This is a genomic window from Sediminibacillus albus (assembly GCF_900101125.1).
Lineage (GTDB): Bacteria > Bacillota > Bacilli > Bacillales > Amphibacillaceae > Sediminibacillus > Sediminibacillus albus.
In genome coordinates, this window is record NZ_FNFL01000004.1 from 186784 (window position 1) to 200098 (window position 13315).

A 13315-nucleotide genomic window follows, 5' to 3' on the forward strand; every position below is an offset into this window, starting at 1 on the left:
TTTCCAATATCTTTTCTGGTTGTGTGGTTGATCCAGTGGTTATACTAATAAATGCTCCGCCAAAGGTTTGGATTGTCAGGAGGCGATTGTTGGTGCTTAACCAAGAACAAATGCAACAATGCAGAAAATTATTAGTGGAGCGAAAAAAGCACCTAGTGGACCACTTGGAAGACCACTATGGAACGCAATACGAATTAATCAAAGAATCCCTTGGTGAACTTTCCAGCTATGATAATCATCCTGGTGACCATGGTTCTGAGCTTTTTGAGCGGGAAAAAGATATCGCCCTGAATGACCATGCAGAAAGAGAGTTAAAGGATATAAATAATTCTCTAAATGCCATTGAAAATGGCAATTACGGCGTTTGTGAAGAATGTGGGCAAGAAATTGCTGCCGACCGGTTGTTGGCAATGCCAACGACGAGCAGGTGCATCGATCATGCGGAAGACCATATTTCTCAAGACCGCCCGGCAGAAGAAGATGTATTCCATCCCAGTGTCAACGAAATGGAAACAGAAGTGGATGAAGAAGAATCGACAGTTTTTGATCCGGAAGATTCCTGGCAGCGCGTTGAAAAGTATGGTTCTTCTGATGGTCCTTCAGATTTTTATGATACTGAAAAGGATTATGAAGACATGTTTTTTAACTCGGATGAATTGGTTGGCGGCGCGGAAGACGTAGAAAACTTTTTAACAGCTGATATGGATGGGAAATTTAGTGGAGTAAATCCAAACCATGAAAAGTACGAAGACTATCTGGATGAAAACGAGGTAGACTCCATTTTATACGACTAATGGCCATATACGCTGTTACGCACCAAATAGAAGAAAGCCATTCTCTATGATGGGAATGGCTTTTTTATGTAAAAAGTTACTTTACTCTCGGAATAATAAAAGCATTATCTGCTTTTGAAAATCCAGCTCTAGGGTAATAGTCCATAGCAGGAGCGGCTGAAAGCAAGATTAGAGCTGTTTCCTCACCGATTTCTTTTCTTACGAAGCTGATGAGCTTTGATCCAATCCCCTGTTGTTGAAATGGCTTCACAACGGCCAGATCAGATAAATAACAGCAATAACAAAAGTCAGTCAGTGCCCGGGCAACGCCAACAAGTTTACCGTGTTTGCGTGCAGTGACGATTAAGTCTGCTTCATTCAACATTTTCTCGAGACGCTCCATATCTTGATATGGTCTGTTTATTCCTGAATCTTTAAAAACGCTAGCAAGCTCGGCGGGGGATACTTTTCCGTTTATTACATATTCCATAAGCTAATACCTCCTTGAATATTCACCAACCATTATTCCTATTTTCTATAACGAACGGCTTAATCTAATCATATCTCTACAGACAATGCCGTTCTCAATAATTTCTTCAGGATAATTATTTGTGAAAAAGTCCTTGATTACGGCCTTGATGCGAAAACCACATTTCTGATAAAGAGCGAGTTGGCCGATACTGGAATTGCCGGTGCCGATTTCCACCTCGCGGCATCCTTGTATCTCACTTTCTACGATTGCATGGTTGATCAATTTTCTTCCTATCCCCTGATTTTGATAATCAGGTTGGACAGCAATGTTGATAATTTCGTTAACTTGAGGACTATTCCTGTTAAGAACATATACGCCGACGAGGTCCGTGTGATCGTATGCCGCATAACAGCGTCCTTGCTGCAAATATTGCCTGACTAGCAAAGGATTAGGATCAGCGGTCAGCAGCAATTCAAACGGAATGTGATTAGGAACGGTTATTTCAGAAATTTTCATTTATTTTCCTCCTGTCCTTATTATAACAATTTTATAATAATTAGCTGAGAGCTCATACCTGTGTTTTTGTTTTATTCAAAATCTTACAGGGAAGTCTACTGTTAAGTTCTGATAATACTAAGGGAATTTACGGAATGGGGTGTACGGATGAGCAGTATTTTTTTGTTGGTGCTGTTTATACTCAGTTTAATTTATCTGGTTATGCGATATAGAGCGACACTCCGAACCTTAAGGCCTGTAACAGCAGCAGGAGTTGCTTTTTTGTTTTTACTGACCGCCGCGGCAGCTTTTATTAGTTTTTACTATGGGGTCGACTGGATTGCAGCTAATTTAAATAATATATTTCTTCTGGTTTTCCTGCAGTTTTTATTATTGTTTTTATTAATTGCTTTCTGTTTAGGAATACTTCATTCCCTCTTAAGAGGAATTGAAAAAAAGCAAAAATCCAAAAAAAGGTTGGGGCAAGAATAGTGGCCAATGCACAAATCGAACGATGATTCGAAATCTCTAACATTCGGAATCGTTCGATTTTTCTATTCTAATGCTTCATTTAAACTGCGGACACAGTGACAACTCTATTTTTTCCTCTAACAAGGTTAGGTGCTTAAACTTGCGCCGGCAGAATCCTTCGCTTTCCGCGGGCGGCTGGTGAGCCTCCTTGAGCTTGCACTCTGCGGGGTCTCACCGAGTCCTTTCCTCCCGCAGGAGTCTCCGTACTGTTTTCTGCCGTAAACAAATGCTTATGGTTTACTTGAAATCGCGGTGTATTAGCGCTTATTCGATACTATTAACACCTATTGTACCGTTGCCATTTATAACTATTGTGTCATCAATCGAAGCCTTGAAGGTGCCCTTTTAAAACTTCAAATTCTGTTATCGTTCGGTTTTTTCAAGGGGATGTATGTTATGGACCGACTACTTTTTCCCTTTCTTAAACGAGAAAGCAATGAAAACACCCTGCGTTTTTGCAGGGTGTCGAATCTATATAAAACTTCGGCAGTTCGGGGGAGGATTTCCGCCAAAGTTGATTTGTTACCTAGGCTTCCTGTTCGCTCAATGTTAAGGAGCTTGTTTGTTTTTTGCCATCCCGGTAAAAGGTGATTTCGACTTTTTCGCCAACATCAGTTTCATCATACAAATATTTTTTTAAATCAAGCATGGACCCAATCGCTTGATCGTTGACGTGCGTGATAACATCGTATTTCTTTAATCCTGCCTTTGCTGCCGGCGAGCCATTTTGCACTTGGGCAACCACTATCCCATCTTCTACATCTTCAGATAAATGCAATGTGTTTTGCTTATGTTCATTTGGCACACTGGCTAAATCCATAGCACTAATGCCAACAAATGGACGTGATATTGAACCTTCTGTTTCCAATTGATTAATGATCGGTTTTGCAGTATCGATTGGGATAGCGAAACCGATTCCTTCAACAGCACCTTGGGCAATTTTCATCGAATTAATGCCGATTACTTCTCCATTCCCATTAACGAGAGCTCCGCCACTGTTTCCTGGATTAATTGCTGCATCTGTTTGGATAACTTCCGTGGTCCAGTCAGCAGTTCCATCTTGATTGGAATCCATTTTAACCGATCTTTCCAAGCCGCTAATGATTCCTTTGGTAACGGAACCGGCAAATTCCATGCCAAGTGGATTTCCGATTGCAATGGCTGTTTCGCCAACAGTTAAATTATCTGAAGAACCTAAGGTGGCTACTGTTTTAACATTACTGCTGTCGATTTCCAGAACGGCTAAGTCTGTTAATTCATCAGATCCTAAAACGGTCGCATCAACATGGGTGCTATCTGGTAAAATAACTTCGACCTCGCTTGCTCCTTCAATTACATGATTGTTGGTAACTACATAAGCTTTTCCATCTTCCTTTTTGTATATGACACCTGACCCTGTTCCTGCCTTCTGTGTTGAGCTTTCCGGCTGTTCCCACATGCTGGCGTTCGTTTGCTGAAGATTCGATACTCCAACAACGGCTCCGGCTGATTTTTCAAGCGCACTATCCAATGAGGAATCACTATTGGACGTCATCGTTATATTGTTATTATTGCTTGTCTGTTCAGAAGCCGTTTGTGTATCTTGCGTGCTTCCTGACTCTGAATTTTGCGGCTGTAATGGTAAAATGTTGGTGGATATCAATAAACCACCGATAATAGCTACAACAAGACCTCCGATGATTCCACCCAGGAGCGTTCCTGTCCTGCTATTCCCTTTCGGCTGTTTTTGCGGTTGTTTTTCAGGCTCGGCTGTTTGTTGGAATTCTGGCGAATCATTTTCGGTATATAATGATTTATTTTCATTGTGATTTTCATTTTCATTCATTTGAAATCACACCTTTCTGTTTTTTTATATTTGGAGTATTTCTTCTACACTTCCAATTGTAGGGGCGGGATTCGGCAGTCCTTTGGTAAAATTGTGTAAAAAGTGTGGAATTGCACCATGACCAGCCAATTCCGTAGAAAATATGCGAAAATAACAATGAGTAAGGGGGCATTATAGATGAAACATCGTATTGTTGTGGTAGAAGATGATCGTAATATTCGTGATATAGTTTCAGCATATTTAATGAAGGAGGGTTACCAGGTCACCGTGGTAGAAACTGGTGAAGAAGCGATGGAATTATGGAAGAACAATCCACCGGATATGTGGATTCTCGACATTATGCTGCCTGGAATAGATGGATATGAATTATGTAAAAGAATCCGTCAGGAGAGTGATGTGCCTATTATTATTATTTCAGCAAAAGATGACGAACTTGATAAAATTCTTGGCTTGGAATTAGGCGGAGATGATTACTTGACAAAACCTTTCAGTCCGAGAGAAATGGTAGCGCGAGTAAAAAGGCTGTTCAAAAGGGTTGATCATTCCATTCCTTCAAAACAGGAGGAAGAAGCAGAGGGGCTCCATGCTGGAAGTCTTGTCTTATATCCAGAAGAACGGAGAGTATTTTGGGGGGATGATGAAGTTGAAATAACCGCCAAAGAGTTTGAGATCCTTTATATCTTTATCCATAATCCAAATCGTGCTTTTTCCCGAGAAGAGCTATTGACCAAAGTTTGGGGCGAAGACTACTTTGGCAGTGACCGTGCCGTGGATGACCTGATCAAACGGCTTCGTAAAAAAATAGATGGCCTTCCGGTAGAAACGGTATGGGGATACGGATACCGTTTGAAAACGGCAAAAGAGGAATCGGAATGAAGCTTCAGTCTCAGCTGAACATTGCATTCACTACTTTGCTGGTCGTTATAATGTCAGTCGCTGCGTTTACCATTTATTCTTTGATTCTCAATTTATTGATTCAAAACGAGCAGAGCCAGCTTGAGAAGAACGGCAGGATTATCACAGGGATGATCAATGAAACACCCAGTATTAATATCCAGCAGTTATCAGGTCTTCTGGAAGACTTGAAGCTCCAAGGTTTTTTTTATTACAGTACGGACAATAATGATGATACGATTATCACTAATCTTCCAAGAGAAGTAGCAGAGTACTGGGTGAATAACTATGATTTATCCCAAGACAACCAGCCTTTATGGAAGGCTGGAAATGAAAGGTATGTCGTATCGAAAATAAGCTTTTCTCCCAGGTTTCCGGAATGGGAATTGATTTTAGTAACGCCTTTAGATGATTTGCAAGCAGTACAGCGTAACTTTATTCGAACACTGCTCCTCGTATTCACTGTTGGCATTATTGTTGCTGTTTTGCTCAGTTATTTTATGACCAATCGGCTGGTAACGCCATTGACCCGGTTGAAGGAGCAAGTGAAAAAAATTGAAAAACGGCAGTTTAATGATATCCAGTCCATCCATGCAAGCGGTGAAATCAAAGAGGTGGAGCAAAGCGTTTTAGAGATGGCTCAAGAACTCCAGCGTTACATCCAATCTCAGCGCCAATTTTTTCAGAATGCGAGCCATGAACTAAAAACGCCATTGATGACTATCCAGGGATATGCAGAAGGAATTAGAGATGGAGTATTCGAGCGGGAGGAATCAGAACGAGGCTTTGAGGTGATGATTGCCGAGATTGGCCGCCTCAAAAAGATAATCAATGAAATGATTCTCCTGGCGAAGCTGGATAGCGAGGAAAATATTTACCGGAAAGAAAACATAAAAGTAGCCGATTTAATTAAACTAACATTAGAAAGAGCCCTGCCGCTGGCCAATGATAAAAACGTGGAAGTTACTTATGGAACGATTGACGAGGCAGAAATAACTGCCGATAAAGAAAAGCTTTTGCAGGCAATGATGAATATTGTGTCCAATGCTATTAGACACGCCAATACCGTCGTTGAGATTAGTGTTGTCAAAGCGGAGGGTATCTCTATTATGGTTGCGGATGATGGCAAAGGAGTCCCCGAAGACCTTATGCCGCATTTGTTCCATCGTTTTGTTAAAGGAGAGGGCGGAGAAACCGGTCTTGGGCTGGCTATTTCACGGGCAATCATCGAGCGGTCTGGAGGAAATATAACCGTCGATAGATCACCACGAGGTGGTGCTTTGTTCACGATTTTTTTATCAGAAGATATCCATGATAAAGAGTAGACAGTCTGGAACGGTTCGTGTGAGAAATATTGCTATGAATGGAAAAGCACTTTTAGATAAATACCAAAACGGGAATAGTATACCAACTTTGTGGTGTTTATGTTATAATAGTCTGGTTGTAGTCGGAGCAGATAATTCGATACAAAAGAGGAGAGTATATCTATTATGCAATTAAGAGAAGATCTTCGCAATATTGCGATAATCGCCCACGTTGACCATGGAAAAACGACTTTGGTGGATCAACTGTTAAAATACTCCGGAACCTTCCGGGAAAATGAACATGTCGATGATCGTGCAATGGATTCTAATGATTTAGAAAAAGAACGTGGAATCACCATTCTAGCCAAAAATACTGCTATTAACTATAAAGACACGCGCATAAATATTTTGGATACACCAGGACACGCTGACTTTGGCGGTGAAGTAGAACGAATCATGAAAATGGTTGATGGTGTTCTGCTTGTAGTTGATGCTTATGAAGGCTGCATGCCTCAGACTCGATTTGTACTAAAGAAAGCGTTAGAGCAAAAACTGACACCTGTGGTTGTCCTTAACAAGATTGACCGCCCGAATGCCCGTCCGGAAGAAGTAATTGATGAAGTGCTTGATTTATTTATCGAGCTTGGAGCGGACGATGAGCAATTAGAATTTCCTGTTGTTTATGCTTCTGCATTAAATGGAACTTCTGGAAATGAACCAGCGGAACAGGAAGAAACAATGGAACCGGTATTCTCGACCATTATGGAGCATATCCCTGCTCCTATCGATAATTCAGAGGAGGGCCTCCAATTCCAGGTGACCTTGCTTGACTATAATGACTACCTGGGAAGAATCGGTGTCGGCCGTATTTTCCGCGGTTCTATTAAAGTTGGCCAGCAAGTTGCCTTGATGAAGAAAGACGGTTCAGTTAAGAATTTCCGGGTTTCTAAGCTATTCGGTTTTATTGGCTTAAAGCGGATCGAAATCGAAGAAGCTAAAGCAGGAGACATCATTGCTCTAGCCGGTCTTGAAGATATTAACGTAGGAGAAACAGTATGTCCTCAGGATCAACAGGAAGCAATGGAAATCCCGAGAATCGACGAACCAACACTGCAAATGACTTTTGTTGTAAATAATAGTCCATTTGCTGGTAAAGAGGGGAAATATATTACCTCTCGCCGAATCGAAGAACGGCTTTTGACACAGCTGGAAACAGACGTTAGTTTGCGAGTAGAGCAAACCGCCTCTCCGGATGCTTGGACTGTATCCGGCCGTGGAGAACTACATCTATCGATTTTAATAGAAAACATGCGCCGTGAAGGCTACGAATTGCAATTGTCGAAACCTCAAGTAATTATCAGAGAGATCGATGGTGTACAATGCGAGCCTGTTGAAAGAGTTCAAGTTGATGTTCCAGAAGAGCACCAAGGTGCTGTGATGGAATCCCTTGGTTCTAGAAAAGGCGAAATGATCGATATGGTTAACCATGGTAATGGACAGGTACGTATGGAATTTAAAGTGCCTTCCCGCGGATTGATTGGTTATGCGACTGAGTTTATGACACAGACCAGAGGCTACGGGATTATTAACCATACTTTTGACTCTTATGAGCCTGTTCTTCCTGGCCCGGTAGGCGGAAGACGCCAAGGTGTACTTGTCGCATTGGAAAACGGAAAAGCATCGACATATGGCATTATGGGTCTGGAGGATCGCGGAGTTATCTTCGTTGAACCGGGAACAGAAATATATGCTGGAATGATTGTCGGCGAGCACAACCGTGATAATGACTTGACGGTGAATATCACCAAAGAGAAACACTTGACGAATGTTCGATCTGCTAATAAAGATCAAACATCTACAATTAGAAAAACGCGTACACTTAGCTTAGAAGAAGCAATTGAGTATTTGAATGACGATGAGTATTGCGAAGTAACTCCGGAATCAATTCGTCTCCGTAAAAAAATACTAAATAAAAACGAACGTGAAAAAGCAGCTAAAAAGAAAAAAACTGTATAATTGTTCGATAGAAAAAACAGCGGTTAAATAGAGGGCACTGAAAAACGGAAGCTCTATGATAGGTAGAATTTTAAAAAAGCGGTCTGTGTGGGGTTTAATTTCCATACAGACCGCTTTTCGTCTAACTTCAGTGGAATTAACAACAAACTTTGACAGCCCTTTAGGTTAAAGAGGACTTTTTCAGGTCCTTGTTAAACACAGCTGTTTTTTTCTTTTCCATACGTGAAAGAAGATGCTCCTCAACACCCTTATGTCCACACTGTTTGACTTTGCTATAAAAGGGTTATTGTTAGGGTGAATAGAATTACATAGACAAGCAGGAGCGGCCTGCTTAATAAAATGGTTCATTTTACGAGGGGTGAAAACTTGAGGAAAGCCTTATTAACAGGAATGTTTACTTTGCTAGTTGTTGCAGGCTGTCTTGATAGAAATGAAAAGACAGAGGAAAACGAACCGGCTGATCAAGCAGTAATTAAAAATCAGCAAGTAAACACCCTAGCTGAACAGCTCGAAGAACCTTGGGAAATTGTCGAAGCTGGGGAGAGCATCTATATAAGTGAACGATCAGGCGCTATTGTGGAAGTTACCGATAAAAAACAGCACAGGAAGCCCGTGGAACTTGACGCTCCTCTGGCGGACGAGCCGGAATCCGGCTTGCTTGGCTTAGCCTTTCCAAAAAATTTTGAAGAAGAGGGGCGGGCATATACTTACTATTCTTACCAAACGGAACAGGGGGTTTTTCAGCGGATTTCAGAAATCAAAGAAATGGATGACCACTGGCTGGAAACAAAGACGATTGTGGATAAGATTCCAGGCGGCCGTGTCCATCATGGGGGAAGGTTAGAGATAGGCCCGGATGATAAGCTATATGCCACTGTCGGCGATGCAACCAACGAAAGTGCTGCGCAGGACAGGAATAGCCTGTCAGGAAGTATTCTACGTATAAATCAGGATGGCAGCATTCCGGAGGACAACCCATTTAGCGGCTCTTTCATTTACAGTTGGGGGCACCGGAATCACCAGGGACTTGCCTGGGATGAGCAGGGCAACCTATATGCCACGGAACATGGAAGTCAAGCACATGATGAAATCAATTTGATTGAATCAGGCAGTAATTATGGATGGCCTGAAATAGAGGGCGGCGAACAGGCAGAAAATATGGAATCACCGATTTTACACTCGTCTGATGACACATGGGCACCCTCTGGGATGGATTTTTACCAAGGTAATTTTATTTTTGCCAGCTTAAGGGGAGAATCGGTGAGAAGCTTTAACCCTGATAATAAAAACCAGCAAGTGCTTGTAGAGGGGTATGGCAGGATCAGAGACGTGTTAGCCGGCGGAGACGGCATTTATTTCATTACTAATAACACAGATGGCCGTGGTAATCCTGGGAAGCAAGATGACCGTTTGCTATATATCTCATTGGAGAACGAAAGCGTAACTGCAAATTAGGAAAACTTTACTCTTTAGAAGGAGAATTCCATATGATCAGATTTGTACGCCGGTTGAAATTCTTAGTTAATTTTAAAAAATCATTGCCTTTTCTACGCGACTTTTTCCTTTCGAAGGAAGTAAAGGTGAAAACAAAAATATTTTCTCTCCTACTGATGGTCGGATACATTCTATTCCCATTCGATATCATTCCGGATTTTCTTATAGTATTTGGGGTTATTGATGATGTGGCTGTAGCAGGATTAATATTGCAGCAAATGGTTAAAATGGCTCCAGAATCTTTAAAAGTGAAGCACGGCCTAGCCAAAACGTAAAAAATCCTCGGGATTCCGGGAAAGACCCACTGCTGCGCGCGGTGGGTTAGTTTTTCTCACTGGATATCAATAAAGATCCAGGTGGGCTGGAATTGACACTGGCTATCCCATAGGCATACACTTATCGAGTGAGCGTTTTTCCTTAGGGAAACAAAAATGTGCACGTCTAAAAAGCGCTTTGAGCTTTTTTTAAAAATGATAAATTTTAGATAAGGAGAGGTCTGCATTGGCTGGTTGGTTTTCAGAGTTAAGTCCCGTCTTCCAAGCACTCGTTATAACTATATTCACTTGGGCCAGTACGGCACTGGGGGCTTCGTTTGTATTTTTTACGAAAAGGGCCAACCAAAAGCTGTTTGACAGTATGCTGGCCTTTGCCGGAGGGGTAATGATTGCCGCAAGCTTTTGGTCGCTGTTGGCGCCGGCTATTTCAATGGCAGAGGAGCAAGGGCTGTCCCCGGCGATTCCAGCAGCTGTGGGATTTATATTAGGCGGCCTGTTCCTAATGCTTGTTGATCGAATTATCCCTTTTATTGATGAACGTTTATATTTTAAAGATATTAAAGACAAAAAAGCAAAACGGCGAACAGCAATGCTGGTGTTCTCGATTACATTGCACAATATTCCGGAAGGATTGGCGATTGGTGTCGCATTTGGCGCTTTATCAACAGAATTCACTACTGCTTCCTTATCGGGAGCGATTGCCTTGGCAATAGGAATTGGCATTCAAAATATTCCGGAAGGAACAGCTGTCTCGATGCCTTTACGGCGGGAGGGTATGTCTAAGTGGAAGAGCTTTTACTATGGCCAGCTCTCTGGAATGGTAGAGCCTATGGCTGCTGTCGTCGGGGCATTAGCTGTCGTCTTTATCCAGCCGCTTTTGCCGTATGCATTAAGCTTCGCGGCGGGTGCTATGATATTTGTAGTAGCAAAAGAAGTTATCCCAGGATCCCAGGAAAAGGGCCATGTACAGCTTGCCACAATGAGTTTAATGATTGGCTTCGTTGTCATGATGATATTGGATGTTGCTTTAGGCTAGAATAGTAAAAAAAGCTGGCCTTTATTGGCCAGCCTTTTTAGGTAAAAGGTGGAAGTTGCTGCTTTTCTTTATACTTCGCGTCTCATAGCTTTTAGTACGTCGATTTGTGTGGCGCGTTTTGCTGGACGTAATCCTGATAAGATGGTTACGACTAAACAGATGCCGACGGCGATAAGAACTAAAGTCCAAGGAATCATCGAAAACTTCAGACCTGGCGGTAGTTCTTCATTAAATGCACTTTCTATGATCAGCGGAAGACCGATGTTGACGGCGAAGCTTATGACATAAGCAACGATTGTACCAATGACTGCGCCGGCTAATCCAATTAAACTGCTTTCTAAAACAAATATTCGTTTAATGATTTTCGGTTTCGCTCCGATTGCTTTCATTATTCCTATGTCCGGGGCCCGTTCCGTCACAGCCATTGTCATTGTATTATATATGCCGATAGATGCGATGAGCACTGCAATTGTACCAATCAATATTAAGCCGGCTTTCATAATTGTAAACAAAATATTGATTTGTTCCATTTCGCTTATCACAGAGTAAGAGGCATAGTTTTCAGTTTCTAGCTGTTCAGATACTTGTTTCACCGTTTCGATACTGGTAGCATAAATGGTAACCTGATCATAAGCTCCGATTTCCAGTTCAGGCCCTTGTTGTTCACCCCCAGGACTGTCCACCATTCCTCTAGCTGTACCTGTAAATTCCTCTACTTCTTTTAACACACTATTGGATATATATACCGAGCGATCTTCCTCCCATTCACGTCCGGGTTTTTCCGTGACACCTACTATTTTTAAGGAAATGCTCTTGGTTTCTTCCTGATTATCATTTATTTGAATGACTTCCATGTCCATGACTTTTCCAATAAGGCTGTCTTGATAAAGGTATTTGTCTTTTGGTTCGTCTTGATCGTTGTAAAGCTCTTCCTGATTAACGTCGCTAAGCAGCAAGTTAGATCTAAAATTATATCCTACAATCACTTCATTTTCCTTCTCTGGTAAGCGGCCTTCTGATAGTTCGAGACCTGCTTTTACTTCTGAAGGAAAATGGGAAACCAATGTATTGCTTTGGGCTTGGTAGTCCTCTAGCTTATAAGTAGGTGTTTGGTACAGCTGCTTGTTCCTAGTTACTGCTTTTACCCCCTCGAGAGATTCAAAAAAGTCAATATCTTCATCTGTTAATGGCTGATAGTTGCCATCCGTCTCGCGGCCATGAACCTGCACCTCGGTTACCGCTCTGTCTTCCATTGTTTCTTTTAAAATCGAATCGTGTAGTCCGAACCCGACTGACGCAAGCACGATCAGAAATGCGCAACCTATCGCTGTTGCTAAAACGGTCATAAATACTCTAATCTTGTTTTTTTTTATATTTTGGCTGACAAACTGGTATTGATCTTTAAATTTCACGAGAATCACTTCCTTCCAGCAAAGAACCATCAGCAATTTCAATGGTACGGTTTCCGATTCGTGCAACCTGTTCGTCATGAGTAATAATCAGAAAGGTGATGCCTAAATCTCTGTTCAGCTGTTCGATAAAATGCAGTAGATTTTCTTCTGTTTCGCTGTCGAGGCTGCCAGTAGGTTCGTCTGCCAAAATCAGCGGCGGATTTAGCACAAGCGCCCGGGCGATACTAACACGTTGCTGCTGGCCGCCCGATAATTCACTTGGATAATGCTCCTTGTGATTTTGCAAGCCAACTTTTTCTAACGTTTCTTCTACTATCTTTTGCCTTGCGGAAGCAGGTGTGCCCTTTAATATTAATGGCAGCTCAATATTTTGAAATGCAGTCATGCTTGGGATAAGTTGAAAGTTTTGAAAGATAAAGCCAATATATTGTAAACGAAATTCCGCAAAGTCTGTTTCATTTAGTTCGGTTACGTTTGTCCCATTAATCCAAATCTCTCCTTGTGTAGGCCGGATAAATCCACTAATGAGATTAAGTAAGGTAGATTTCCCAGATCCGCTCCTCCCTTTAATTGCTACGATTTCTTTTTCTTGTATCCGGAAAGAAATATCCTCTAAAACGGGAAGCGTTGTTTTATTTCCTTTCTTGCCGAGCTCAAATTGGTGGTATAAGTTTTTTACTGTTATCAATCGTCTGTCCCCCTTAGTAAACTTTTTCAATATGTAGACGGAAAAAATCCAGATTCTACTACAACATATAAGAAAAAAGTCTGGTTTTTTATCAATAAGG

General features: G+C 41.7%; 12 protein-coding genes. 7 read left to right on the forward strand and 5 right to left on the reverse strand.

Annotation, left to right across the window (positions count from 1 at the left end):
* Positions 1-92 precede the first annotated feature (92 nt).
* Positions 93-794 carry a TraR/DksA C4-type zinc finger protein gene (locus BLR93_RS12630; protein WP_093215312.1) on the forward strand — a complete coding sequence of 234 codons (702 nt, stop codon included), beginning with the start codon at positions 93-95 and terminating at the stop codon, positions 792-794.
* Between the two features lie 76 nt (positions 795-870).
* On the opposite strand, the gene BLR93_RS12635 is transcribed toward BLR93_RS12630, so the two are convergent.
* The 3 genes from BLR93_RS12635 to BLR93_RS12650 all read right to left on the reverse strand — a co-directional run bounded on the left by BLR93_RS12635 (position 871) and on the right by BLR93_RS12650 (position 4096).
* Positions 871-1263 (reverse strand): GNAT family N-acetyltransferase, encoded by a 393-nt coding sequence (locus BLR93_RS12635; protein WP_093215153.1) that lies wholly within the window; start codon positions 1261-1263, stop codon positions 871-873.
* A 45-nt stretch (positions 1264-1308) separates the two neighbouring features.
* A complete protein-coding gene (locus BLR93_RS12640) occupies positions 1309-1761 on the reverse strand; it encodes a GNAT family N-acetyltransferase (protein ID WP_093215156.1) in 453 nt (150 codons plus the stop codon).
* Positions 1762-2797: 1036 nt separating this feature from the next.
* On the reverse strand, positions 2798-4096 hold the full coding sequence (locus BLR93_RS12650) for a S1C family serine protease (protein WP_093215160.1): 1299 nt from the start codon (positions 4094-4096) through the stop codon (positions 2798-2800).
* A 177-nt stretch (positions 4097-4273) separates the two neighbouring features.
* Between BLR93_RS12650 and BLR93_RS12655 the strand changes: the two genes are divergently transcribed.
* The 6 genes from BLR93_RS12655 (at position 4274) to BLR93_RS12680 (ending at position 11115) form a co-directional block, all read left to right on the forward strand.
* Positions 4274-4972, forward strand: coding sequence for a response regulator transcription factor (locus tag BLR93_RS12655; protein ID WP_093215163.1), 699 nt, complete (start codon positions 4274-4276; stop codon positions 4970-4972).
* A complete protein-coding gene (locus BLR93_RS12660; RefSeq protein ID WP_093215166.1) occupies positions 4969-6315 on the forward strand; it encodes a sensor histidine kinase in 1347 nt (448 codons plus the stop codon). Before BLR93_RS12655 ends, BLR93_RS12660 begins: the two co-directional genes overlap by 4 nt.
* A 165-nt stretch (positions 6316-6480) precedes the next feature.
* Entirely contained in the window at positions 6481-8310 is a 1830-nt protein-coding gene (typA, locus tag BLR93_RS12665; protein ID WP_093215169.1) for a translational GTPase TypA, read from the forward strand.
* 366 nt (positions 8311-8676) lie between these two features.
* Positions 8677-9765: a PQQ-dependent sugar dehydrogenase gene (locus BLR93_RS12670; protein ID WP_245690145.1), complete on the forward strand. Its 1089-nt coding sequence runs from the start codon at positions 8677-8679 to the stop codon at positions 9763-9765.
* 32 nt (positions 9766-9797) lie between these two features.
* The gene (locus BLR93_RS12675) at positions 9798-10079 is read left to right on the forward strand and encodes a YkvA family protein (RefSeq protein ID WP_093215171.1); all 282 of its coding nucleotides are present in this window, start codon (positions 9798-9800) and stop codon (positions 10077-10079) included.
* A gap of 226 nt (positions 10080-10305) precedes the next feature.
* On the forward strand, positions 10306-11115 hold the full coding sequence (locus tag BLR93_RS12680) for a ZIP family metal transporter (protein ID WP_093215174.1): 810 nt from the start codon (positions 10306-10308) through the stop codon (positions 11113-11115).
* Positions 11116-11183: 68 nt separating this feature from the next.
* Here BLR93_RS12680 and BLR93_RS12685 read toward each other — a convergent pair whose 3' ends face one another.
* Together BLR93_RS12685 and BLR93_RS12690 are read right to left on the reverse strand one after the other, a co-directional pair.
* Positions 11184-12527 (reverse strand): ABC transporter permease, encoded by a 1344-nt coding sequence (locus BLR93_RS12685; RefSeq protein ID WP_093215177.1) that lies wholly within the window; start codon positions 12525-12527, stop codon positions 11184-11186.
* The gene (locus BLR93_RS12690) at positions 12517-13215 is read right to left on the reverse strand and encodes an ABC transporter ATP-binding protein (protein WP_093215180.1); all 699 of its coding nucleotides are present in this window, start codon (positions 13213-13215) and stop codon (positions 12517-12519) included. Before BLR93_RS12690 ends, BLR93_RS12685 begins: the two co-directional genes overlap by 11 nt.
* Positions 13216-13315: the final 100 nt, after the last annotated feature.